Here is a 22,803-nt window from a genome sequence, read left to right on the forward strand (position 1 = left end):
GTGGAGACCAGCAAGCGAACTCAGAGGAGTCCGCCGATGACCCAGTCCACCGAGCCCTCGGCCGGCATCGACGACCATGGCGCTGCCGGACTTGGTGACGATCAGGTTACCGCCACTGTCCAGCCTGGCCCGCGCAGGGTTCAGCGCACCGTGAACTTCGAGCGCACCGTGCTCGAACGGGCTCGCGCGGCCGCGACGTACCTGGCCGCCTACGCGCCCCAGGCGGGCGTGCGCAGCCTCGCCGACATCGTCAACCCGGCGGTCGAGGAGCGGGTGGCGGAGTTAGAGGCGGAGTTCAACGACGGCAAGCCGTTCCGCCCGGTCTACCGGATGCCTGCGGGCCGCCCGGCCCGCAACGTCCCCCGGCCGGACGAGCAGGAGCACGACTGAGGCATCTGCCTGATTCCCCGAACGGACCCGGCCCCGCTCACTGTCAGTCATCCTCCGGCAGGCCCCGGAGCCTGCCGATCAGCACCCACAGCACCCCGCCGAGCACGGCGAGCCCCGCCGCGCCCGCGAGCTGCCACGGCTGGCCGAACGCGGCGACGAACTCGTCGACCAGCAGCAGCCCGCCGCCGATCGCCAGCGCGATCGGCAGCACCGGTGACCTCGGCACGAGCCGGACCAGCGGCAGCAGCAGCCCGAGGCTGATCAGCACCTGGCCGAGCAGGGTCAGCAGCCAGTCCACGCCGTCCGCCTCCCGCTCCGCTGCTCGCCGGTTCACCGGTACGAGGGATGAGCCGGCCTGTAAGCCGGATCCTGTTCCGGGACGCCTCGCGGCGTTCCCTTCGGCGGCCATCCATCTAGGCCCGCCGTCGCCGACGGGCTCGTGCGGCCTACCCGCGAGCTCGGGCGGGCAGCCCTCAAGCACTCGCGCAGGCACCGCGCCCTCGAAAGGGCACGGGCCTTCTTGGCCTTGCTCCAGGTGGGGTTTACCGAGCCATCCCGGTCACCCGGGATGCTGGTGGTCTCTTACACCACCGTTTCACCCTTACCCGGTCCACTCTCGCGTCCGGGCGGTCTGTTTTCTGTGGCACTGTCCCGTGGGTCGCCCCAGGTTGCCGTTAACAACCACCCTGCCCTGCGGAGTCCGGACTTTCCTCGGCGGCGGGTCGCCCCGCCGACGCGGCCGCCCGGCCGGCTCATCCGGGTCCAGCCTACGCGTCCGCCATGATCACCCGAGGTGCGAGGTGTCGTTGACCAGCCGGACCGAGGCGTGACCGTCGGAGTAGAACTCCGCAACCGACACCGACGCCAGGTCCAGGTGCAGCCGGAACAGCAGCGACGGGCCGACGTCCAGCGCCATCCGCAGCAGCGCCTTGATCGGGGTGACGTGGCTGACCACGACGATCGTGGACCCGCCGTGCCTGGCGATCAGGTCGTCGCGGCAGCGCCGCACCCTGCGGTGCACGGCGTCGAAGCTCTCGCCGTCGCCGGGCGGGGTGACCGAGGTGTCCGCGAGCCACGAGCGGTGCAGCTCGGGGTCGCGCTCGGCGGCCTCGGCGAAGGTCAGCCCCTCCCAGGCGCCGAAGTCGGTCTCGGTCAGCCCGTCGAGGGTGGTCGGCTCCACGCCGAGGGCGTCGGCGACGGCGCGCGCGGTCTGCACGGTCCTGGTCAACGGGGAGCTGACGACCGCGGCGACGTCGTCGAGCTTGGCCAGCCGACGGGCGGCCACCACCGCTTGGCGCTGCCCCTCCTCGGTCAGGACCGCGTCGCCGCGACCGGAGTAGCGGCGCTCCACCGACAGCTGGGTCTGCCCGTGCCGCAGCAGGACCAGCCTGGTCGGGACGCCCGTCGCCCCCGTCCAGGACGGGGGCGCGACGAGCTTGGGCGCGGACCGCTCACGGTCGGCCGGGGCTTTTCCCGCCTGGGTGTCCATCGCCTCGTTGGCCAGCCGGTCCGCGCGCTTGTTGCGCTCGCGCGGGATCCACGTCCACCGCACGCCGCCGAACCGCGACGCCAGCCGCTTGGCCTCGGCGGCCAGCGGCTGCATCGCGGGGTGCTTGACCTTCCACCGCCCGGCCATCTGCTCGATGACCAGCTTGGAGTCCATCCGGACCTCGACGGTGTCCGCGCCGAGTGAGACCGCGGCGGTGAGCCCGGCGATCAGGCCCTGGTACTCCGCGACGTTGTTGGTGGCGACGCCGATGCCCTCGGAGCGCTCGGCGAGCACCTCGCCCGTCGCGGCGTCGAGGACGACGGCGCCGTACCCGGCGGGGCCGGGGTTGCCGCGGGAGCCGCCGTCGGCCTCGATGACGACGCGGCTGGTCACAGACCGGACTCCGAGGTGCGCACCAGGATGGCGCCGCACTCCTGGCAGCGCACGACCTCGTCGGCGGCGGCGGAGCGCAGCTCGCCGAGCGCGGTGCGGTCCAGCTCCAGGCGGCAGGCCCCGCAGCGGCGCGCCCGCAGCAGCGCCGCGCCGGTGCCCTTGTTGGAGCGGATGCGCTCGTAGAGGGTGACGAGCTCGGTCGGCAGCTCGGCGAGCACCGCCTTGCGGCGGTCGCCCGAGCGGGCCTCGGTGGTCTCCAGGTCGGCGAACGCCTGGTCGCGGCGGCCCTGCGCGTCGGAGAGCTTCTCCTCGGCGGCGGTCAGCTCGCCCTTGGCGAAGATCACGTCCTGCTCGACGGCCTCGCGGCGCTCCATCAGCTCCAGGGACTCGTCCTCCAGGACGCCCTGCCGCCGCTGGAGCGTGTCGAGCTCGTGGTTGAGGTTCTCCGCCTGCTTGGCGGGCACGCCGTCGTCGAGCAGCTTGCGGTCCCGGTCGCTGCGCGCGCGGACCTGGTCGATCTCGGTCTCCAGCCGCTTCACGTCCCGGTCGAGGTCGCCGAGCGTGGTCTCGGCAGCGACCACCGCGTCCCGCTTGGCCCGCAGCACCTGCTCCGCCTCGGTGATCTCGGCGAGCTCGGGCAGGTTCCGCCTGCGGTGGGTGACGCGGTCGAGCTCGATGTCGACCTCGGCCAGGTCGAGCAGTCGGCGCTGGACGGCGGGTGCTGCTTTCACGTGGTGCTCCCCCTATGGAAGTCGTTCAGGTCAGTCGGAGTCGGAGACGGCCAGCGTCCACGGATCGGTCCGGCGCGTGGAGACGTGGACTGCGACCGTACCGCCGAAGGCGGCGCGAATGACGCCCGCCGCCTGCTCGCACCACGGCCACTCGCTCGCCCAGTGCGAGACGTCGACGAGAGCGGGCATCCGCGGGCCCTTGGCGAGGTGCTCGTCGGCGGGGTGGTGCCGGAGGTCGGCGGTCACGTAGGCGTCGGCCCCGGACCTGGTCGCGGCCGCGAGCATCGAGTCCCCCGCGCCACCGCACACCGCAACGCGCTTGATCATCCGCTCGGGGTCGCCCGCGGCGCGCACGCCCCACGCGGTGGCGGGCAACGCGTCGGCGACCCGCCGCACGAAGGCGGAGAAGGGCTCCGGCTCGGGCAGCTCGCCGACGCGGCCCAAGCCCTTGGTGGAGGGCAGCGCCGCCATCTCGTGCAGGTCGAACGCGGGCACCTCATACGGGTGCGCGGAGCGCAGGGCCTCGACGACGGCCGTCCTGCGGCTGCGCGGCAGCACGGTCTCGATGCGGGTCTCGGGTTCCTTGTGCAGCTCGCCGACCGAGCCGAGCACGGGGTTCGAGCCCTCCAGCGGCATGAACTGCCCGGTGCCGTCGACGGTCCACGCGCCGTGGCTGTAACCGTCGAAGCGGCCCGCCCCGGCCTCGGTCAGCGCGTCGAGCACGCGGGGCGCGTGGGCGGCCGGGACGAAGACCGTCAGCGCGTCCATCGGCTCGCCGGGCTTGGCGTCGAGCGGGCTGGTGCCGATCAGGCCGAGCGCGTCGGCGAGGGCGTCGGAGACACCGGGGTCGGCCGAGTCGGCGTTGGTGTGCGCGCAGTACAGGGCGGAACCGGCTCGGATCAGCTTGTGGACCAGGCTGCCCTTGGGGTCGTCCGCTGGCACGCCGTGCACCCCGCGCAGCAGCAGCGGGTGGTGGGCGAGCACCAGGTCGGCGCCGAGCTCCACCGCTTCGTCCACTGTGGACTCGACAGGGTCGACGCAGACCAGCACGGAGCGCACCGGCTCGGCGCGGTCTCCGCAGACCAGCCCGATGGCGTCCCAGGACTCGGCGAGCGCGGGCGGATAGGCCCGCTCCAACGCGGTGATCACCTCGGCCAGGGTGGGACTCACGGAAGGCGCTCCTCGGGGTCTGGGGCGGGCTCGGCCCGGCTGTCGCGAACACGGACCCCCGACACCCGCCCCAGCAGCTCGCGCAGCGCGGCGAGCAGCGGGGCGGTCTGGTCCGGCGCGCGCACGGCGACGCGCAGGTGGTCGGGGGTCAGTCCGGGGAAGGTGTCGGCGCGGCGCACCGCGAACCCCTTCTCCCGCAAGCGTTCGCGCAACCGGTCGGCACCGGGGACGTGGATCAGCAGGAATGGCGCGCGGGCGGGTTCGGCAACGGTCACGCCGGGCAGCTCGCCGAGCGCCTTGGCGAACCGCACGCGGTGGTCCTCCAGCTCGCGGGCGACCGCCTCGGCCTCGGCGACCGCGCCGGGCTCGCAGCACGCACGGACCGCTTCGAGCACCAGCGCGTTGACCGGCCACTGTGGACGGTGGCGGCCGAGCCGCGCGAGGAGCTCCGGTGCGCCCAAGGCGTATCCGGCGCGCAGCCCCGGCAACGACCACGTCTTGGTCAGGCTGCGCAGCACGAGCAGGCCGGGAACCGCGTCCCCGCTGACGGACTCGGGCTCGCCGGGGATGGTGTCGGCGAACGCCTCGTCCACCACGAGCACCCGGCCAGGCCGGGCGAGCGCGCGGATCGCCTCGGCGGGGTGCAGCACGGAGGTCGGGTTGGTCGGGTTGCCGATCACGACCAGGTCGGCCTCGTCGGGAACGCACGCGGGGTTCAGCGCGTAGTCGTCCAGCACCACGCGCTCGACCGGCACGTTCACGTCGGTGAGCGCGACCTCGGGCTCGGTGAAGGAGGGGTGGATCACCGCGGCCAGCCGTGGCTTGAGCGCGGGCAGCAACGCGAAGCCCTCAGCGGCGCCGTTGAGCACCAGGACCTCGTCGGGACGGCGGCCGTGCCGTGCGGCGGCGCTCGCCCTGGCGTCGGCGTCATCCCGCGCGCCCGGATAGCGGCCGAGCCGGTCGAGCGCGGCGGCGAGCCGGTCGCGCAGCCACGGCGGCGGCTGGTCGGAGCGCACGTTGACGGCGAAGTCGGCCAGCCCGGGCAGGGCCTCGACGTCGCCGTGGTGGCGCAGCGCCGCCCGGTCCACATTCCCGTTCATCAGCCACGAAGTCTATGTCGGCCGGGCGGCGCCGGAGCGCCCCTGGGGCTGGCACCGCCGAACCCCTCATGACTTGCCAGGGCGGAAACACCGGGTCTCCGGCCGCACGAGGGGTGGAACGAGCAGGTTGCCCGCTCGCCGCTCATCCGCGCGTCGCGCCACAGCGGCTGGGAGAATGCGAGCGTGAGTTCGCGACCGTCTGAGCACGACCTGCACATCTGCTTCGTCTGCACCGGGAACATCTGCCGCTCCCCCATGGCCGCCTTGGTCTTCGCCGAGCACCTGCGGCGAGAGGCGCTCGCGGACCGGGTGCGGGTGACCAGCTCCGGGACCGGGCCGTGGCACGTGGGCGAGAAGATCGACTCGCGGGCCGGAGCCACGCTGCGCGAGCACGGCTACCCCACCGCGCACACCGCCGCACAGGTCGGCGAGGCGCATCTGGAGGCGGACCTGCTCGTCGCGCTGGACTCCGGCCACGCTCGGGACCTGCGGCGACTGGTCGACGACCCGGCTCGGATCCGGTTGCTCAGGTCGTTCGGGCCCGAGGGCGGCGATCTCGACGTGCCGGACCCGTACTACGGCGGGCGGAGGGGGTTCACCGAGGTGCTCGGCATGATCGAGGCCGCTTCGCCGGGGCTCGTGGCGTGGGTGAAGGAGAACCTGCCGGAGTGAGCGCCACCGACGCCGTCACGCGACTGCTCGGCTCCACGGCGACGAGCGAGCGAGTCGTCGGTGCCGGCGCGAGCGGCACGGTGCACCGCGTCGAGCTCGCGGACGGCCGCGCTGTCGCCGCGAAGGAACGGAGCGCGCCGGAGCGGGACGGCACGCGGGCCGAAGCCGCGTCGCTGGCCTGGTTGGGCATCGCCGTGCCCGAGGTGCTGGCGTGGGACGAGGACTGGCTGGTCATGCGGTACGTCGAGCCCGGAGAGCCGACCGCGCTCGCCGCGGAGGAGCTCGGCCGCGCGCTGGCGGCGATCCACGCGCAACCCGTGACGGCCTACGGGGCTCCGCCGACGGGCGGGCCTCGGGACGCGTGGATAGGGCCGGTGCCGATGCGGAACGAGGAGTGCGGCAGCTGGGCGGAGTTCTACTCACGGCTGCGCGTCGAGCCCTACGTGCGGATGGCCGTCGACCGGGGGCACCTCACCAGGGACGAGGCCCGCGAGTTCGACAGGACGTGGTCGGTGCCCGACGAAGCTCCGGCGCGGGTGCACGGCGACCTGTGGAACGGGAACGTGCACTGGGGTCGAGAGCGGGCGTGGTTGATCGACCCCGCGGCGCACGGCGGGCACCGCGAGAGCGACCTCGCGATGCTTGAGCTGTTCGGTTGCCCACACCTGGAGCGGGTGCGGGCCGCGTACCTGGAAGTGGCTCCGCTGGCCGACGGGTGGCGTGATCGCGTTGCGCTGCACCAGCTGTTCCCGCTGCTCGTGCACACCGCCGCGTTCGGCCGGGGCTACGCGGGACGGGCCGTGGAGGCAGCCCGCAGGACAGTCGTCGGCTGACTACGCATACCGTGGGGCTGTGCGTTGGAAGTTTCTGCTGCGGCCGGGTTGGCTGGCGTTGATCGCCGGAGTGCTGATGTTCTCCGCCGCGTGCTTCGTGCTGCTCGGGCCATGGCAGTTCCGGCAGCACGACCGCAAGCAGACATTGATCAACAACGTGACCAGCTCCGAGACGGCCCCCGTCGTTCCGTACGAGCGCCCGGCCGCGAACAACGAGTGGCGCCAGGTGCGGTTGACCGGGACTTATCTGCCCGAGGCCGAGACGGTCGCCCGGCTGCGCACCGTGCTCGGGGAGGCCGCCTTCGAGGTGCTGACCCCGATGCGGCTGACCGACGGCAGGACCGTGTTGATCAACCGCGGGTTCGAGCGCCCGATCAACGGCACCCAGATCCCCGACTACGACCGCCCGCCCGCCGGTGAGGTCACCGTGGTCGGTCGGCTGCGGCTCGACGGCGGCAGCGGTGAGACACGCGAAACGATCAGCGACGGCAAGCACAAGCAGGTCTACTCGGTGAGCACCGCCGCCGTGACCGCGGCGACCGGTGTGCAGCTTGAGCCCGGATTCGTGCAGCTCAACCCCGACCAGCCCGGCGTGCGCGGAGCGCTGCCGCTGCCGAACCTCGACTCCGGGCCGCACTTCTCCTACGCGTTGCAGTGGTACGGCTTCGGGATCATGGCGCTGCTCGGCCTCGGCTACTTCGCCTACCGCGAGGCCAACCCCGAGCAGCCGCGCAAGATGACCGTGCAGGAGATGCTCGCGCAGGAGGAGGGCTCAGCGTCTGCGGCGCAGCCAGCCGATCGCTACGGAAGCCGCCGCTGACACCGCCGCGGTCGCAGTCCCGATCACTCTGGACAGCTCCACGCTCCTGGTGACGTCACCGGAGTCCGGGGTGCGGCCCTCGCCGAGCACCGGGCGCTCCTCCGCGCCGTAGCCGTAGACCGTGCGCCCGCCCAGCCGCACGCCGAGCGCCCCCGCGAAGGCCGACTCGATCTGACCGGCGTTGGGGCTGGGGTGTGCGGAGGCGTCCTGCCGCCAGGTCCGCCACGCCCCGCGCGCGGAGCCGCCGACGACCGGGGCGCACAACGAGGTCAGCATGGCCGCGACCCGGGCAGGGACGAGGTTGGCAACGTCGTCGATCTTCGCCGAGGCCCAGCCGAAGTTGGTGTAGCGGGGTGAGCGGTGGCCGACCATCGCGTCCAGGGTGTTGACCGCGCGGTAGCCCAGCAGGCCGGGCACTCCGGCGACCGCGCCCCACAGCAGCGGCGCGACGACGGCGTCGGAGGTGTTCTCCGCGACGGACTCGACGGTCGCCCGCGCCAGGCCCTGGTTGTCCAGCAGCTCCGGCTCGCGCCCGCACAGGTTGGGCAGCCGCTCGCGCGCCTCGTCGAGCCGGCCGCCGTCCAGGGACTGGGCCATGGCCGCGCCCTCCTGACCGAGCGAGGTCCCGCCGAGCACCGCCCAGGTCGCCGCGGCCGTGCTCAGCGCCTGGAGGACGGGGCGGTCGCGGCCGAGGCGTTCCACACCGATGCCCAGCGCCACGACGCCTCCGGTGAGCGCGGCGTTGTAGAGGACGCCCGCGGCGCGGCTGTCGCGGTAGACGGCGCGCTCCAGCGACTGGGCCATCCGGCCGAACGCGGCGACGGGGTGCCCTCGGCGGGGATCACCCAGCGCAGCGTCCGCAGCGACCCCCAGCAACAAACCGATCGCGCGCGCCGCGCCCAACTGAGCCTCCTGATCATGCAGGTCCATCGGCTGTGAGCCTCCGGACGCGGTGCACGTTAGCGCTCGCGTCGGCCGCCTCGCGGAGCGGGTTAAGGTGGCGCTTCGTGAGTGTCGGGCGCGAGGGGCAGACGATCGAAACCGAGACCAGCTTGCCGGGCCGAGCGGGCGACGCGGTCGGTGCCGACCTGGAGACCGAGCCGCGCCTGGCCCTGTACTCGTACCTGACCGCGGAGCATCGTCGCAGCTACCTGGCCATCATGCGGCTGTTCACCGCGACGCTGCTGCCGGACCTCTCGCCCAACGAGGTCGCCGCGGCGCTGGCCCCGCTGGAGCGCGAAGGCGCGATCGACCCCGGCGAGTCCGACCCCGAGGTGATCGCCGACCGGCTCAAGCGGCTCCACGACTGGGGGAATCTGGTCAAGGGGCGGCGGGAGACCATCGCGTCGAGCATCGCCGAGTTCGTCCGCGGCGCGTTCCGCTACCAGGTGAACAAGCTCGCCGTGCGGGTGCAGCGCGACGTGGACGAGCTGCTGCGGGTGCCGGAGGGCGCGCGCGAGGTCTCCCGCGAGCTGCTGCCCGCCATCGAACGCGGTCTCACCCAGCTCGGCGGCACGCTGTCGCGGGCGATCACCGCCGAGCGCCAGGGCGAGGGCAGCGCGGTCGCCAAGCGGGCCCGCGAGGAGCTGGCCGAGCAGGTCACCACGCTGTTCCTGCAGCACGCCGAGCTGGCCGTGACGGTCCGGGACTTCTACGCCTACCTCGGCCAGGTGGTGACCCGGCACAACCTGGAGCCCGACGAGATCTCCGGCTTCCGGAACCTGCTGGTCGAGTACATCCAGATGGTCGTGGAGGACGTGCTGCGGCACACCCCGACGATCGCGGACGCGTTGAAGGGCCTGGCGAGGGGGCGCAGCGAGCTGCTGCGGCTGCTCGGCCCCAACGACCAGCTGGGCGTGGCGGTGGAGCGGGCGCGCGGGCGGTCGACGACCGACTGGCAGGAGCTGACCGACTGGTTCGTCGACCGTCCGGGGCGGCCGAGCCAGGTCACGGCGCTGCGCGAGGCCACGGCGCGCGCGATCGGCTCGCTGTTGGCCAGCGTGAAGCGCGCGACGGCGGGCGGCGGGCTGCTGCCGGGCAGACGGTCGGAGCTGCTGGAGCTGGCCACCTGGTTCGACGAGGCCGAGCCCGCCGAGGCGCACTCGCTCTACGCGGCCGCCTTCGGGCTGTACTCCTCGCGGCACCTCCTGCCCGCGCCGGAGCACGACGGCGACGACGAGCACACGCCCTGGCGCGACGGCCCGGTGGTGGACGTGACGGTCAGCGTGCGCAGCCGTGGCGATCGCGGCGCCCGTGGCCGTGCCTCGCGGATCCTCGACGACCCGTTCACCCAGGAAACCCTTCTGGCGGAGGCGAGAAAGGCCGACCAGCGTCGTGCGGCGGCGGTGTTCGAGCTGGCCGCCGCCGCGCCGGCGCTGGAGGAGACGGAGCTGTCCTCCGACGCGCTCGGCGTGTTCTGCGAGCTGCTGACCCTGGCGATGGCGCAGCGCGAGCGCGACACCGACCGGGGCTCCGCCGCCGACCCCGTGCGAGGGCTGCGGTTGACGGTCCAGCCCACCGAGGAGGGTCCGACCCGGATCAGAACGGTCGGCGGTGTGCTCACGCTGCACGGCGCGCGGGTCGCCCTCACCACCGAACAGCCCGAGGTGCGCTCGACATGACCACTCCCACCAAGCAGCCCGAGCAGCGGCGGCGGCCCGCGCGCGGCGCCGCGGCGGCGGTCGCGGTGCTCGACGGCATGTCGGACATCGACGCCGCGAACGTCGTGCGCTGTGCGCGCACGCTCCTGCGCAGACCACTGTTGCGAGTGGACAGTCACGACGGCGACCTGCTCCCGCTGGTGTTCCGGCACCGCGCCGCGTTGCAGGAGCTGTTCTCCTCGCTGCTGGGCTATCGCCTTGTCGTGCAACGGAAGTTCGCGCGGCTCTACAAGTCCGGCCCCGGTCCGCAGGTCACCCGTGGCGAGCAGTCGCTGACCCCGCGCGGCTACGCCTACCTCGCGCTGAGCATGGCCGCGTTGATCGGTGTCGGCCGCCAGGTGCTGTTGTCCCGGCTCGTCGCCGAGGTGCGCGCCGCCGCCGCGGAGGCCGGGATCGAGGTCTCCGACGGCCTTCCGGACCGCCGCGCGCTGACCGCAGCGCTGCGCCACCTCGTCGCGCTCGGCGTGATCACCGAGACCGAGGGTTCGGTGGCGCCGTGGACCGGGGAGGCGCCGAGCGAGGCGCTGATCACCGTGGACACCGACCTGCTCGGCCACCTGCTCGCGGGCCCGATCGGCGAGGTCGAGACGCCGGAGCAGCTGGTCACCGCGTCCGCGAGCACCGGGACCGTCGGCGGCGAGCAGGCCGTCGAGCACTCGGTCCGCCGTCGGCTCGTCGAGGATCCCGTCGTGCTGCACGAGGATCTGCCGGAGGCGCAGGCGACCTGGTTGCGGCGCAACCACAAGCGCGAGTCGCTGCTGCTGGAGCGCTGCTTCGGCCTGGTCACCGAGGTCCGCATGGAAGGCGTCGCGGTGACCGACCCCGAGGAGTACCTGACCGACCTCGGTTTCCCCGGCATGGGCACGGTGGCGCGGGTCGCCCTGCTGGCGCTGCCGGAGCTGCTCAAGCAGGAGTACCACGAGGACCCCGAGGACGAGCCGGAGCAGCGCGCGGACGGCCGGACACCGGTGAGCAGGCTGAAGGTGCGCGAGGTCTGCGTGAACCTCGTCGAGTCCTATCCGTCCGCGTGGTCCAAGCAGGCCACCGAGGACGTGGACGAGCTGGTCGACGGGGTCCTCGACCTGCTGGCCGCGCTCAGCCTGGCCGTCCAGGCCGACGAGGGCACCTGGCTGATCAGCCCCGCCGCGCACCGCTGGCTGCCCGACCCCGACGCCTCCCCCGGCAGGGAGAGCGCCGACGAGACACCCGAACCCGTTGCGCAGACACCGAACTGGTCGCTGTTCGACGAAGATCCGATCGCGGGATCGAGCATGAGCACCGAGGAGAGCACCACGTGAACCGCTGGCGGCTGCACCGAGGCGGCATCGTCAACATCTGGCAGTACGCCGAGCAGGAGTTCGACTTCTCCGGCGGGCGCGTGATCTTCCAGGGCACCAACGGCTCCGGCAAGTCCAGGACCCTGGAGCTGCTGCTGCCGCTGTGCCTGGACGGCGAGCTGCGGCAGATGGGCTCCAAGGGCTTCGACACGGTCAGCATCCGGCGGCTGATGCTCGACGACTACACCGGCGGCCCGAACCGGATCGGCTACGCCTGGGTGGAGCTGGAGCGCGGGGAGGGCGAGTACCTCACCTGCGGCATCGGCGTGAAGGCGTCGAAGACCTCGCAGCAGGTGACCGACTCGTGGCGGTTCATCACGACCGCGCGCGTCGGCCGCACCCTGCAGCTCGTCGGCGCGGAACGGGTCCCGCTCGGCCCGGCGCAGCTGCGCGAGGTGATCGGCGCGGACTGCGTGCTGGAGGAGGCGTCCTTCCGCGCGAAGATCGCCGAGACCGTCTACGGCGTGCCCGCCGACCGCTACTCCGACCTGCTGCACCTCCAGCGCACGCTGCGCAACCCCGACGTCGGCCTGAAGGTCCTGGAGGGCCAGCTCGAACAGATCCTCTCCGACGCGCTGCCGCCGCTGGAGACCTCGCTGATCGAGCGGCTGGCGACCTCCTTCGACGACCTGGAGTCGATCAGGGAGAACATCGTCCGGCTGAGCACGGCCGACTCCGCGCTGGGCACCTTCCTCAGCTCCTACTCCGGCTACGCGCTGACCGAGCTGCGCCGCGCCGCCGAGCAGGCCGAGGCCGCCCAGCGCAGGCTGACCTCGCTGCTGGCGGAGCTGAACCGCCTGGAGCGCAGGAAGATCTCCGCGGGCGAGGAGCGCGCCGAGGCCGAGGCGAAGGTCGCGGAGCTGGAGGAGACCGAGAGCGAGCTCGAAGTCCGCATCGAGGCGCTGAAGGCGCTGCCCGCCTACCAGGGACTGCGCGACCTCCAGGACCGCGAGCGCCTGGTGGCGACCTCCCGCAAGGGCGCCGAGAGCGCGCTTGAGGTGGCGAACCGCCAACGCGCGCAAGAGGACCGCGCCGTCGACGCGGTGCTGGGCAGCCTGGAGCGGCTGGAGCGGGACACCGCGGCCGCGAGCGGGCTCGCCGAGCAGGCGAGCCAGCTGCTCGCCGCGGCCGGGCTGGAGCGGACGCTGTCGGTCCAGGCCCCCGCGGCCCCGTCGGCGGCCGTCCAGGTGGTCACGGCACGGGTGCGGGCGAAGCCGGACCCCGACGCCGAGGCGCTGCCGATCGAGCGCCGCGAGCTGCCGCCGCTGAGCCCGGACGCGCTGCTGACCGCGCTGCGCGAAGCCGGTGAGCGCGCCGAGGAGGCCGCGGCCGTTGTGCGGCAACGGAGTGCGCTCACCCTGACGCTGCACCAGCGCGCCACTGAGTCCGACCGCGCCCGGGACCGGGTGGAGCAGCTGCACCGCACGGCGCGCGACGCGATGATCGCGGCGACGGAGTCGGCGGGACGGCGCAACGAGGCCGGGCAGCGCGTCGAGGTCGCCGCCCAGGAGTGGTCCGAGGCGGCGCAGCGCTGGGCCCAGGACGGTCCGCTGTCCACTTTGGACATCACGGAGCTGCCGCACCTGCCGCGCCCAGAGCTCCTCGTCGCCGAGAGCGCCGCTGGCCGCAGGGCGGCGCAGGAGATCCGCAAGTGGGCGGGCCCGCACCTGCACACCGCGGGGCAGCGGGTGCTGGCGGCGGAGCAGCGGCTCGCCGAGCAGCGCACGTCGATCTCCGAGCGGGACACCGAGCTGCGCGCCCTGCGCCAGGGCCAGGAGCCGGTGCCGCCGCGCAGCACGCTGAGCGAGCGCGATCCCGGCAGCGGTGGGGAGTTCTACCGCCTGGTCGACTTCCGCCAGGTGCTCTCCCCCGCCGAGCGCGCGGGCCTGGAGGCGGCGTTGCAGTCCAGCGGCCTGCTGGCCGCGTGGGTGCACGCCGACGGCCGGGTCGCGGTTGCGGGCGAGGCCGACGTCATCGCCAGCCCCGGCGAGCAGGTGCCGGGCCGCAGCCTCGCCGAGGTCCTCACGCCCGCGCCCGAACCGGGCTGCCCGGTCCCCACGGAGCTGATCGAACAGCTGCTGGAGTCCGTCGAATGTCCTGACGGCCCAGTGGTTTCCGCGGGCAAGGGCATGGCGGTCTCCACCGACGGCACGTGGCGGGCGGGCACGCTGTCCGGCTCGTGGAGCAAGGACGCGGCGGAGTACCTGGGCGCCGGTGCCCGCAAGGCCGCGCAGGGGCGGCGGATCGCCGAGCTGGAGGAGGAGCTCGACCAGCTCCGCGGCCTGCGTGCCGAGGCGCAGCAGGCGGTGGAGACCGCGCGGCAGAACGTGAAGGCGTGGGAGAAGCACCTCGCCGCGTTCCCCGACGACGGTGACCTGATCACCGCGCACGCCCGGCTGGCAAGCGCGCAGGAGGCGTCGGTCGAGGCCGAGCAGCGCGCGCGGACCCTGCGCGAGCAGCACCAGGAAGCCGACCTGCGGTGGCAGGCGACGAGGACCGAGCTGACGCAGGCCGCGACCGAGGCGGGCCTGTCCGACGAGACCGCCGCGCTGGAGCAGGCTTACCGCGCCGCAGAGCAGGCGCGCGGAACCGTCGAGCAGCTGCGGGAGGCACTGGTCGAGCGCTGCGCGGGCACGGTGAACCAGCTGGCCGACGCGCTGCACAACCACCACGCCGCGCTGTCGGACCGCGCGGAGGCCGAGGCCGAGGCGGAGCTGCGCTGCACCGAGTACGGCGAGCAGGCCAGGGCGATGGAGGAGCTGACCACCGCGATCGGGGGCGAGGCCCAGCAGATCGCGGTGCAGCTGGCCGAGGTGGAGAAGGAGCACCGCCAGGCCCGCAAGGACCTGCCCGCCGCCCGCGAGCGCGTGATCGCCGTGCGCGAGGAGGCGACGAAGGTCGAGACGCTGCTGGAGACCAAGCAGCAGCAGCGGGGCGGAGCCGAGGCCGAGGTCGAACGCGCGAACGAGGGACTGCGCGCCCTGCTGACCGCGCCCGGGGTCTGGGCCGCCGCGCTGCCGGAGGCCGAGGAGCCGCCGCTGGAGGAGCTGGCGACGGCGATCCAGACGCTGCGCGAGGCCCCGGACAAGCGCCCGGTCAGCGAGGGCACCGTGATCGGCAAGCTCCAGGCGCTCCAGGCGTCGCTGGCGGGCAGCCACAACATCACCGCCGAGACGTACGCGGGCGTCCTGACCGTCACGGTCACCTCCGAGGAGGGCCCGCGGCCCGTTGCGGACGCGGCGGCCCGCGTGGCGTCGAAGCTCGGGGAGCAGCGCGGCTACCTCGGTGAGCGCTACCAGGACATCTTCTCCGACTACCTGATGCGCGACCTCGCGGAGCGGCTGCGCACCCAGATCGGGGTCGCCGAGGACCTGTGCAAGCGGATGAACGAGGTGCTCGACCAGGCGCGCTCCAGCCAGGGCGTGCACGTGCAGCTCGAATGGCGACCGTCGGCGGCGTTGGACCCCGACACCAAGGACGCGCTGGAGCTGGTCCGCACGCCCTTCGCCGACCGCGACGAGGACCAGGACGCGGTGCTGCGCAGGGCTTTCACCGAGCGCATCGAGTCCGAGCGCGACGCGCACTCCAGCGGCTACGCGGAGATCCTGGCGCGGGCGCTGGACTACCGGACCTGGTACGCGTTCACCGTCCGCGTCCGCGACACGGGTCCGGACAGCAAGCCGCGCGTGCGGCGGCTGCGGCAGCTGTCCTCTGGCGAGACCCGCCTGGTGTCCTACGTGACGCTGTTCGCGGCGGCGGCCTCGTTCTACGACGCTGTGGGCACCGAGCCCGGTGAGGGCACGCTGGCGCCGCTGCGGCTGGTGCTGCTGGACGAGGCGTTCGAGCGGCTCGACGACCCGACGATCGCCAGGATGCTCGGGCTCCTGGTGGACCTGGACATGGACTGGATCATCACCTGGCCCAGCGGTTGGGGCGTGTCGCCGAAGATCCCGCGCATGCACATCTTCGACGTGCTGCGGCCGAAGAACGGCGGCGGCGTCGCGTGCACGCACACCACGTGGGACGGCAGCGCACTGGACCGGGAGGATGTCTGATTCGCCCCGTTCTCCCAGGTGCTTCACAAAAAACCGTGAAACAGAGGGTTCCTTCGGAGGGTTAGCGAGCTGCGGCCGAACGGCTTAGTTTCGGATCACGTTTCTCACCCTGCGAGAGGACGAGCATGTCTCGACTGAGTCGTCTCCCGATCTTGGGCATAGCGACCGCGTTGGCCGTGTCCGGTGTGCTGCTGACGCAGAACACCGGCGCGGTGCCGGTCGCGCAGACCGACAGCGTCACCGCGCAGAAGTCCCAGGAGCAGTACGTCTACCGCGTCAAGCAGGCGGTCAAGGACTCCGAGCGCCTGCTGGGCCTGGGTTCCGACGTCCTTGAGGAGCGCGACGGCGACGACCTGTTCGTGCTCGGCGGCGCCGACGAGGGCGAGCGCATCCGCGCCGCGGGCTTCACCGCGACCGTCGAGTCGGTGATGCCGGCCGCGAAGTGGAACCCGCCGAAGGCGCAGCGCGACGCCGGTCCGATCAGCCGGGCCGACGCCGAGGAGACCTACTACGGCGGCTACCGCACGGTCCGCGCGCACCACGCGCACCTGGACAAGGTCGCCGCGGACTTCCCCGCGCTGAGCAGCCTGGTGACCTACGGCCAGTCCTGGCGCAAGTCCACCGGCAAGGGCGGCTACGACCTCAAGGCCATCTGCCTGACCAAGAAGGCCGCCGGCGACTGCGAGCAGAAGCCGAGCTCCGCCAAGCCGCGGTTCTTCCTGATGGCGCAGATCCACGCCCGCGAGATCACCACCGGTGACATGGCATGGCGCTGGATCGACCACCTCACGGCGAACTACGGCAAGGACGCCGAGGTCACCAAGCTGATGGACTCCACGGAGATGTGGGTCGTGCCCATCACCAACCCGGACGGCGTGGAGATCGTGCAGCAGGGCGGCAACTCGCCGAAGCTGCACCGCAAGAACGCCAACGACAGCAACGGCGCGTCCTGCGGCATCGGCGGTCAGGTCGGCATCGACCTGAACCGCAACTCCAACACCCACTTCGGTGGCAGCGGCACCTCGACCGACCCGTGCAGCGAGATCTACCGCGGGCCGAGCGCGTCCTCGGAGGTCGAGACCAAGGCGCTGGAGGGCCTGCTCGGCAAGCTCTACCCCGACACCCGCGGCGAGGGCGACAGCACCGCGGCCTCGGCGGACACCAAGGGCATGATGATCACCCTGCACAGCTACACCAACGGGATCATCTTCCCCTGGAGCCACAAGTCCAACGCCAAGACCGGCAACGACGCCAGCCTGCGCGCGATGGCCAAGGACATGGCGGGCATCACCGGCTACACCTACGGCACCGCGCCCGAGGTGGTCGGCTACGCGGCCTCCGGCGGCACCGACGACTGGATCTACGACAAGCTCGGCGTGCCCGGCTACACCTTCGAGATCGGCGCGCGGTCCGGCGCGTGCAGCGGCTTCCTGCCGCAGTACTCCTGCCAGGAGAGCACGCACTGGCCGAAGATCAAGCCCGCGCTGATGTACGCGGCAGGCAAGGCGGCGGCCCCGTACAAGTAGGCCCTACCCGGCGAGGCGGTCGGCCTCGTCGATCTTCTGGAAGTCCGCTTCGGACTGGGTGTTGTCGGCGCGCCGGGACTCCGCTCCCGGCGCGCCGACGCGGTCCAGCAGCCAGGTGAGCAGCCGCAGGTCCCGCTGGATGGCACCGAGTCCGCGCGAACGCGTGTCAGCGGGCCGGACCAGCCGGGAACGCAACCGCCCGCGCAGCAACGAGACCAGGTCCTCGACCACCCCGCGCCGCGAGCCCGCCTCATGAGCGATCATGCGCGCGCAGAGGTACCCGGCCTCCTGGTACAGCGGCCCGCCGCCGGTCCGGGCCTGTCCGATGCCGGGGAAGAACAACCCGCGGTGACGCGGCGAAGCCGTCCGCGCGCACAGGACCGGCTGGCCGTCCACGAGCTCCGGCGCGAGCATCGGGAAGTCGATCCGGTACCCCGTCGCGTAGACCACGACGTCGAAGTCCGCGCTGGTGCCGTCCACGAACCGCCGCAGGTCCCCCACCGCCAGCCGCAGCACCACCCGGCCGAACGCCCACTCCAGCGGAGCCAGCCGCAGCCAGGCTGGCATCCGCGTCGGCACGTCGGACAACGGGACGCCGAGGAAGGTCTTCGGGAAGAACCAGGTGCCCGAACGCATGCTGATCGAGGAGTGCGTCCCGGCCCGTCCGGCGTCCACGGCGATGTCGCAGCCGGTGTTGCCGCACCCGATCACCAGCACCCTGCTGCTCTCGGAGACCGAGGCGTCCCAGTACTCGTCCGAGCGCGTGGTCACCCCGGAGAACTGCCCCGGATGGCGCACCCGCCGCGGCGACCAGGTGTGTCCGTTCGCCACCGTCACGGTCCGGTACCGGCGTGTCTGCTGGCGGCCGTCGGCGCGGAGCAGCACAGTCCACCCCGGAGCACCGAAACGATCTTCGCAGGGGACGGCGGAGAGCACCTCGGTGTCCAGCTCGATGTGCCGGTCCAGCCCGAACACCTCGGCGTAGGAGGCGAGGTACTGCCGCGTCCGCAGCCGGGACGGGAAGTCCGGGTACCAGGACGGCATCGGGTGGTCCGGGAACTGGGTGGACGACCTGGAGGAGATCAGATGCGCCTCGCGGTAGACGCCGGTGTGCCGATCCCGGAGTTGCGGTCGACGACGTCGAGGGGCCTGCCGAGCCCGGCGAGCCGCTTGGCGACGGGAAGTCCGGAGAAGCCCGCCCCGATGATCAGGTGCCGTTCCGGCATGAGCGCCTCCATCGAGGTGTTACCTCCGGTAACACTTACCAAGGGTTACATGTAGTTCAGAGGATGGTCAACCCACGATGGGCGTCACACGGGGCCAGGAGGCCACAGTGGTCCTGAACCGGGTCCTGCACCGGGCCATGAACCGAGCGCGCGAGATCGCCGCGCGTCACCCCCACGCGCTGGACCTGCTGGCGCCGCTGCTGATCACCGTGATCGGCGCCCCGGTGACGGCGCTGAGGTACGGCTCGGACCCGCTGCCCTGGTTCTTCCAGTTGGCCCTCGTGCTCCCGCTGCCCTGGTGGCGGCGAGCCCCGTCCACGGTCTTCGCGGCCACCGCGACGCTGGTCGGGATCCAGTGGGCGCTGGGGATCAGCGTCGTCGGCGAGCTGGCCGCGCACGTGGCCTACTACAGCGTCATGCTGCGCCGCCCGGCCAGGGACGGCGCCATCGCAACCGCGGTGGTCACGATCGGCATCACCGCGCAGTCGATCTACGGCGTCGTCTTCTCCCGTTTCCTCGGCATCCCACCGGTCGGGCTGGCCACGGTGGCGGGCCTGCTCGGCCTGACGATGCGCAGCAGGCGCGCCTACATGGCGTCGATGCGCGAACGCGAGGCGCGGCAGGCGGAGCTGGCGGTGACGGCGGAGCGGACCCGCATCGCCCGCGAGATCCATGACATCGTCGCGCACAGCCTCGGCGTGATGATCTCGCTCGCGGACGGCGCGACCATGGCGGCCCGCACCGACCCGCAACGAGCGCTCGGCGCGATGGAGGCGGTGTCCAGCACTGGCCGCAACGCGCTCGGCGAGCTCCGGCGGGTCCTCGGAGTCCTGCGCGCGGAGCACCAGCAGGACGACCACCTGCCGCAGCCGGGCATCGCCGCACTGGCCGACCTGGTCGACAAGACGCGCACGGCGGGGCTGCCGGTGACCTACGAACTGGACGGCCACTCGGACAACATGCCCGCGAGCGCCCAGGTCGCGGTGTACCGCATCGTGCAGGAGGCGCTGACCAACACGATGAAGCACGCCGACGGCTGCGCGGCGGTCCGGGTGGAGGTCAGCCTGAGCGACTCCGGCGCGGAGATCGTGGTGTCCGACACGGGCGGCTCGGATCTCGCTCCTCGCCAGCCGGGCAGCGGTCACGGGCTGGTGGGGATGCGCGAGCGGGTGGCGGTGTTCGGCGGCTCGTTCGCGGCGGGCCCGCGAGCGGGCGGCGGCTGGCTGATGCGCGCCCGCGTCCCGGTGTCCCGGGAAACCTCGCTGCCCGCCCTGGAGTAGCGCACGGGGACTGTTAATCGCAGGGTTACTGGTCCGACTCTCCGCACACGCGGGGGGCCGACGGCCCGCGGCATTGTGCCGTCGTCGGTGATCCTCGGGGCCGTCGTCGGTGATCCTCGGGCTCTTGCACCGGTCACAAGAAACTGGGCGCGACGCTCACCTCGACCCCGTCGAGCTCCCGCACGAAGTCCGCGCCGAAGGCGGACGACGGCGTGTGCGCTCCGGGCCGGACGACGCCGGACCCGAGCCGCCGCACCGCGCGCACGACGGCGTCGGCCGTCATCGGATACGGCCCCGGACCCGTCAGCGTCGCCGAGACTGTCTCACCGGATGCCGCGGTCACCCGCCCCCACAGCTCGGAACGACTGCGCGCCAAGGTCTTCTCGGAGGGGCCGGGCACGAAGCGATCCACCAGCCCGGTCGCGATCCGCCGCACCACAGGCAGCTTCATCACCGCGGTGCCCAGATCCTGTGCCACGGCGGGCATCCTGGGCACTCGCAGGTACGTCGCGATCTCCTCGATTCCGGTGGACCGGTGCGCGGTCACCAGGTCGCCCCACGGGATCGGCATCGCCGAGGCCACCCCGGACGGGAACGGCACCTCCACGTGGTGACCCGAGCCGATCGCCCGCAGTCCCCCCGCGGCGCGCACGAACGTGCCCCGCCCGGCGGACTCGATCACGGACTTGAGCGTGCCGGGACTCGCCCCGCCGGTGATCGACAGCGCCAGCTCCAGCCGCCGGGCGTCCGGCAGCTCCGCTGCCAGCGTCGCCGCGAGGCAGTCGGTCGGCACGACGTCGAACCCGCTGCCGGGCAACAGGACGATCCCGGCGTCGGCGGCGTCGGCGTGGCGCGCGAAGACCTCCTCGAACACCGCGATCTCACCGGTGACGTCGAGGTAGTGGGTCCGCGAGTCGACGCACGCCCGCACCATGGGCACGGCCGTCGCGGAGAACGGTCCCGCGCAGTGCGCGACGATGTCGACCTGGCTCAGCGCGGCCCGCGTCGCCTCGCCGTCGACCAGGTCGAAGATCCGGTACGGCAGGTCCAGCTCGGCGGCCAGCGGAGCGACCCGCTCCCGCGACCGCCCGGCCAGCGTCGGCCGCTCCCCCAGTTCGACGGCCAGCCGCGCGACGAGGCGGCCGGTGTAACCGTTGGCGCCGTACACCATCCACGTCATGCGACCAGAATGCCGCCCACCTCGGCGAATGGCTAGGAGTCCGACCTCGTCGCCTGCCGCAGCCGGGCCTTCGCGGGATCACGGGACTGCTTGGCGGAGCGATGCGCCCTGCCCGAGGAGGCCCCGGAGGAACCGGCGTGCCGGACGAACAGCGTGACCGTGACCCGGTCGCTGAAACCGTTGTGCTGCATGAGGGTCGCCGACGCGGTGTTGGTGGCCTCGACGTCGGTGACGATGCGCGTGGCCCCGGCGTCGAAGAGCGCGCCGCAGCACGCGTCGAGCAGCCTGCTGGCCAGCCCCTGTCCCTGGTGCTCCGGATCGACGGCGATCCATTCGAGATAGCCCCAGTCCTCGCGCTCGTCGTAGGACAGCGACCCGAGCACGAACCCGACGACCTCGCCGTCGCTCTCGGCGACCCAGCACGCGGACGGCTGGGCGTCTAGGTGCACGGCCACGCTGGACAGCGACCACGAGGTGTACGGCATGGCCGTGACATCGAAAACTCTGTTCCCCAGAGCCAGAACTCCGGGCAGATGATCCAGTCGCATCAGCACGAGGCTGGTCACGGTTCCCACTCCCCTGGGTAAGTCCGGCCGTGTCCGAATCTACCCGCGGGACCGGCCTTCCACCGGACGTGGCGAACCGCGCAATTGTGGGGTCACTGCGCGCGGCTCGGGCTCGCGATCGTGGAAATTTCAGCGTTTCCGCTGGTGGTGGGCGCAGCAGGTTTCGAACCTGCGACCCCTCGCTTGTAAGGCGAGTGCTCTCCCGCTGAGCTATGCGCCCCTGCTCGCGACGATCACGGGGACCGCCGCGAGCGAGAGTACTGGGTACCGCTAGGCGGTGACGACCGCCTTCACGGCCTGCTTCCAGCCGGACTGGTCGCGGGCCTCGCCGGGCGCGTTGACCTCGGCGAAGCGGACGACGCCCTGCTTGTCGATCAGGAACGTGCCCCGGACAGCCATGCCCGCGCCCTCGTTGAACACGCCGTAGGCCTTGGCGACCTCGCCGTGCGGCCAGAAGTCCGACAGCAGCGGGAAGGTGTAGCCCTCCTTCTCCGCCCACGCCTTCAGCGAGAACGGTGTGTCCACCGACACACCGAGGACCTGCACCTCGTCGTTCTGGTAGTCCGCGAGCTCGTCGCGCACCTGGCACAGCTCGCCCGTGCAGATCCCGCTGAACGCGAACGGGTAGAAGACGAGGAGCACGTTCTTCTCACCCCGGAACGAGGACAGGCTGACCTGCTCCTTGTTGAAGTCCGGAAGCGTGAAGTCCGGGGCCTCGTTACCGACCTCAAGCGTCATGTCGGGCACTCTCCTGGGTCTAGGCTGCGAGCTCTGCTACCGCCTGCAGCCTAGCCCCACCGCGAGATCGTCTCAGCGCTTGGACTTCACCGAGCGGGAGGTGACCAGTCGGGTCCCGAGCCAGTCCTGGGCCGCGGCGATGTTGGAGGTCTGGGAGAGACCGGCCGTCTGCGCCGCCTCGGCGATGTCGGCGGGCTCCACGTGACCGTCCCGGCCCGTCTTCGGTGTGAGCAGCCAGATCACGCCGTCGTCGGCGAGCGGGCTCATCGCGTCGACCATGTCGTCGGTGAGGTCGCCGTCGTCTTCTCGCCACCACATCAGCACGACGTCGACCACCTCCTGCGCGTCCTCGTCGAGCAGCTCGCCTCCGCAGCGCTCCTCGACCGCGGCACGGAGGTCGTCGTCGACGTCCTCGTCCCAGCCGAGTTCTTGGACGACAGTGCCCGGTTCGATTCCGAGCTTCTCGGCGACACCGACCTTGCCGGCGTCTTCCGCGGCGACCACGGCTTCTCACTCCTCCAACTACGCTGAGGCGGCAACCCCGGTGGACGCCGCTCCTCGATGTGAAATCGGTCGCGGTTAGCGAACACTGGAGATGCCCCGTTCCGCAACCGCCCACACCGGGACACGCCGTAAC

At 72.4% G+C, this 22,803-nt stretch carries 21 protein-coding genes, 1 tRNA gene and 1 other RNA gene; 9 read left to right on the forward strand and 14 right to left on the reverse strand.

Features of this window, described 5'->3' with window-relative positions; genetic code table 11:
• The first annotated feature begins 36 nt into the window (after nt 1–36).
• Complete coding sequence (locus ACFFQA_RS34595; RefSeq protein WP_377861503.1) at nt 37–390, forward strand: ParB family protein; 354 nt, start codon at nt 37–39, stop codon at nt 388–390.
• A gap of 43 nt (nt 391–433) precedes the next feature.
• Here ACFFQA_RS34595 and ACFFQA_RS34600 read toward each other — a convergent pair whose 3' ends face one another.
• From ACFFQA_RS34600 to cobC, 6 genes are all read right to left on the reverse strand, one after another.
• The gene (locus ACFFQA_RS34600) at nt 434–724 is read right to left on the reverse strand and encodes a hypothetical protein (protein ID WP_377861505.1); all 291 of its coding nucleotides are present in this window, start codon (nt 722–724) and stop codon (nt 434–436) included.
• 8 nt (nt 725–732) lie between these two features.
• Nucleotides 733–1,145, reverse strand: an RNA gene (rnpB, locus tag ACFFQA_RS34605) — RNase P RNA component class A.
• A gap of 29 nt (nt 1,146–1,174) precedes the next feature.
• Entirely contained in the window at nt 1,175–2,272 is a 1,098-nt protein-coding gene (locus ACFFQA_RS34610) for a bifunctional RNase H/acid phosphatase (RefSeq protein ID WP_377861508.1), read from the reverse strand.
• Complete coding sequence (locus ACFFQA_RS34615) at nt 2,269–3,003, reverse strand: zinc ribbon domain-containing protein (protein ID WP_377861510.1); 735 nt, start codon at nt 3,001–3,003, stop codon at nt 2,269–2,271. The genes ACFFQA_RS34610 and ACFFQA_RS34615 overlap by 4 nt, the downstream gene beginning before the upstream one ends.
• 30 nt (nt 3,004–3,033) lie before the next feature.
• Complete coding sequence (locus ACFFQA_RS34620; RefSeq protein WP_377861512.1) at nt 3,034–4,173, reverse strand: Nif3-like dinuclear metal center hexameric protein; 1,140 nt, start codon at nt 4,171–4,173, stop codon at nt 3,034–3,036.
• The gene (gene cobC, locus ACFFQA_RS34625) at nt 4,170–5,273 is read right to left on the reverse strand and encodes an Rv2231c family histidinol phosphate aminotransferase CobC (RefSeq protein ID WP_377861515.1); all 1,104 of its coding nucleotides are present in this window, start codon (nt 5,271–5,273) and stop codon (nt 4,170–4,172) included. Before cobC ends, ACFFQA_RS34620 begins: the two co-directional genes overlap by 4 nt.
• Nucleotides 5,274–5,528: 255 nt before the next feature.
• On the opposite strand from cobC, the gene ACFFQA_RS34630 reads away from it, so the two are divergent.
• Genes ACFFQA_RS34630 through ACFFQA_RS34640 form a run of 3 tightly spaced genes read left to right on the forward strand, consistent with a single transcriptional unit; the run spans nt 5,529 to nt 7,598 of the window.
• Nucleotides 5,529–5,945 carry a low molecular weight protein-tyrosine-phosphatase gene (locus tag ACFFQA_RS34630; RefSeq protein WP_512699670.1) on the forward strand — a complete coding sequence of 139 codons (417 nt, stop codon included), beginning with the start codon at nt 5,529–5,531 and terminating at the stop codon, nt 5,943–5,945.
• Nucleotides 5,942–6,778, forward strand: coding sequence for a fructosamine kinase family protein (locus tag ACFFQA_RS34635; protein WP_377861521.1), 837 nt, complete (start codon nt 5,942–5,944; stop codon nt 6,776–6,778). The genes ACFFQA_RS34630 and ACFFQA_RS34635 overlap by 4 nt, the downstream gene beginning before the upstream one ends.
• 19 nt (nt 6,779–6,797) lie before the next feature.
• On the forward strand, nt 6,798–7,598 hold the full coding sequence (locus tag ACFFQA_RS34640; protein WP_377861523.1) for an SURF1 family cytochrome oxidase biogenesis protein: 801 nt from the start codon (nt 6,798–6,800) through the stop codon (nt 7,596–7,598).
• Here the strand turns inward: ACFFQA_RS34640 and ACFFQA_RS34645 are convergent.
• Nucleotides 7,551–8,528 (reverse strand): cobalamin biosynthesis protein, encoded by a 978-nt coding sequence (locus ACFFQA_RS34645; protein WP_377861526.1) that lies wholly within the window; start codon nt 8,526–8,528, stop codon nt 7,551–7,553. The genes ACFFQA_RS34640 and ACFFQA_RS34645 overlap by 48 nt on opposite strands.
• A gap of 77 nt (nt 8,529–8,605) precedes the next feature.
• Here ACFFQA_RS34645 and ACFFQA_RS34650 point away from each other — a divergent pair, with 77 nt between their 5' ends.
• The 4 genes from ACFFQA_RS34650 to ACFFQA_RS34665 all read left to right on the forward strand — a co-directional run bounded on the left by ACFFQA_RS34650 (nt 8,606) and on the right by ACFFQA_RS34665 (nt 17,176).
• The gene (locus tag ACFFQA_RS34650; protein WP_377861528.1) at nt 8,606–10,219 is read left to right on the forward strand and encodes a DUF2397 domain-containing protein; all 1,614 of its coding nucleotides are present in this window, start codon (nt 8,606–8,608) and stop codon (nt 10,217–10,219) included.
• Nucleotides 10,216–11,556, forward strand: a complete 1,341-nt coding sequence (locus ACFFQA_RS34655) for a TIGR02678 family protein (protein WP_377861531.1) — start codon at nt 10,216–10,218, stop codon at nt 11,554–11,556. Before ACFFQA_RS34650 ends, ACFFQA_RS34655 begins: the two co-directional genes overlap by 4 nt.
• Nucleotides 11,553–15,650, forward strand: coding sequence for a TIGR02680 family protein (locus tag ACFFQA_RS34660; RefSeq protein WP_377861534.1), 4,098 nt, complete (start codon nt 11,553–11,555; stop codon nt 15,648–15,650). Before ACFFQA_RS34655 ends, ACFFQA_RS34660 begins: the two co-directional genes overlap by 4 nt.
• Before the next feature lie 125 nt (nt 15,651–15,775).
• Nucleotides 15,776–17,176: a M14 family zinc carboxypeptidase gene (locus ACFFQA_RS34665; protein ID WP_377861537.1), complete on the forward strand. Its 1,401-nt coding sequence runs from the start codon at nt 15,776–15,778 to the stop codon at nt 17,174–17,176.
• Between the two features lie 3 nt (nt 17,177–17,179).
• Here ACFFQA_RS34665 and ACFFQA_RS34670 read toward each other — a convergent pair whose 3' ends face one another.
• Nucleotides 17,180–18,262, reverse strand: coding sequence for an NAD(P)-binding domain-containing protein (locus ACFFQA_RS34670; RefSeq protein ID WP_377862319.1), 1,083 nt, complete (start codon nt 18,260–18,262; stop codon nt 17,180–17,182).
• On the reverse strand, nt 18,259–18,402 hold the full coding sequence (locus ACFFQA_RS34675; protein WP_377861540.1) for an NAD(P)-binding protein: 144 nt from the start codon (nt 18,400–18,402) through the stop codon (nt 18,259–18,261). Before ACFFQA_RS34675 ends, ACFFQA_RS34670 begins: the two co-directional genes overlap by 4 nt.
• A 77-nt stretch (nt 18,403–18,479) precedes the next feature.
• On the opposite strand from ACFFQA_RS34675, the gene ACFFQA_RS34680 reads away from it, so the two are divergent.
• Nucleotides 18,480–19,682, forward strand: a complete 1,203-nt coding sequence (locus ACFFQA_RS34680) for a sensor histidine kinase (RefSeq protein WP_377861543.1) — start codon at nt 18,480–18,482, stop codon at nt 19,680–19,682.
• Between the two features lie 133 nt (nt 19,683–19,815).
• Here the strand turns inward: ACFFQA_RS34680 and ACFFQA_RS34685 are convergent, their stop codons facing one another.
• The 5 genes from ACFFQA_RS34685 to ACFFQA_RS34705 all read right to left on the reverse strand — a co-directional run bounded on the left by ACFFQA_RS34685 (nt 19,816) and on the right by ACFFQA_RS34705 (nt 22,670).
• Nucleotides 19,816–20,862 carry a saccharopine dehydrogenase family protein gene (locus ACFFQA_RS34685; protein ID WP_377861545.1) on the reverse strand — a complete coding sequence of 349 codons (1,047 nt, stop codon included), beginning with the start codon at nt 20,860–20,862 and terminating at the stop codon, nt 19,816–19,818.
• 32 nt (nt 20,863–20,894) lie between these two features.
• A complete protein-coding gene (locus tag ACFFQA_RS34690) occupies nt 20,895–21,410 on the reverse strand; it encodes a GNAT family N-acetyltransferase (RefSeq protein WP_377861548.1) in 516 nt (171 codons plus the stop codon).
• Nucleotides 21,411–21,573: 163 nt separating this feature from the next.
• Nucleotides 21,574–21,648 (reverse strand) — tRNA-Val (locus ACFFQA_RS34695).
• A gap of 50 nt (nt 21,649–21,698) precedes the next feature.
• Nucleotides 21,699–22,166: a peroxiredoxin gene (locus ACFFQA_RS34700; RefSeq protein ID WP_377861551.1), complete on the reverse strand. Its 468-nt coding sequence runs from the start codon at nt 22,164–22,166 to the stop codon at nt 21,699–21,701.
• A gap of 72 nt (nt 22,167–22,238) precedes the next feature.
• Nucleotides 22,239–22,670, reverse strand: a complete 432-nt coding sequence (locus tag ACFFQA_RS34705; RefSeq protein ID WP_377861554.1) for a DUF3052 domain-containing protein — start codon at nt 22,668–22,670, stop codon at nt 22,239–22,241.
• Between the last annotated feature and the right edge of the window lie 133 nt (nt 22,671–22,803).

It is taken from the genome of Allokutzneria oryzae (genome assembly GCF_042429765.1).
GTDB lineage: Bacteria > Actinomycetota > Actinomycetes > Mycobacteriales > Pseudonocardiaceae > Allokutzneria > Allokutzneria oryzae.

What these genes read in the sequence shown, in the direction of transcription:
- ACFFQA_RS34595 (WP_377861503.1), top strand. Translation starts at nt 37, where the DNA reads ATGACCCAGTCCACCGAGCCCTCGGCCGGCATCGACGACCATGGCGCT.
- cobC (WP_377861515.1), bottom strand. Translation starts at nt 5,273, where the DNA reads ATGAACGGGAATGTGGACCGGGCGGCGCTGCGCCACCACGGCGACGTC.
- ACFFQA_RS34630 (WP_512699670.1), top strand. Translation starts at nt 5,529, where the DNA reads ATGGCCGCCTTGGTCTTCGCCGAGCACCTGCGGCGAGAGGCGCTCGCG.
- ACFFQA_RS34645 (WP_377861526.1), bottom strand. Translation starts at nt 8,528, where the DNA reads ATGGACCTGCATGATCAGGAGGCTCAGTTGGGCGCGGCGCGCGCGATC.
- ACFFQA_RS34655 (WP_377861531.1), top strand. Translation starts at nt 10,216, where the DNA reads ATGACCACTCCCACCAAGCAGCCCGAGCAGCGGCGGCGGCCCGCGCGC.
- ACFFQA_RS34665 (WP_377861537.1), top strand. Translation starts at nt 15,776, where the DNA reads ATGTCTCGACTGAGTCGTCTCCCGATCTTGGGCATAGCGACCGCGTTG.
- ACFFQA_RS34675 (WP_377861540.1), bottom strand. Translation starts at nt 18,402, where the DNA reads ATGCCGGAACGGCACCTGATCATCGGGGCGGGCTTCTCCGGACTTCCC.
- ACFFQA_RS34680 (WP_377861543.1), top strand. Translation starts at nt 18,480, where the DNA reads ATGGGCGTCACACGGGGCCAGGAGGCCACAGTGGTCCTGAACCGGGTC.
- ACFFQA_RS34685 (WP_377861545.1), bottom strand. Translation starts at nt 20,862, where the DNA reads ATGACGTGGATGGTGTACGGCGCCAACGGTTACACCGGCCGCCTCGTC.
- ACFFQA_RS34690 (WP_377861548.1), bottom strand. Translation starts at nt 21,410, where the DNA reads ATGCGACTGGATCATCTGCCCGGAGTTCTGGCTCTGGGGAACAGAGTT.
- ACFFQA_RS34700 (WP_377861551.1), bottom strand. Translation starts at nt 22,166, where the DNA reads ATGACGCTTGAGGTCGGTAACGAGGCCCCGGACTTCACGCTTCCGGAC.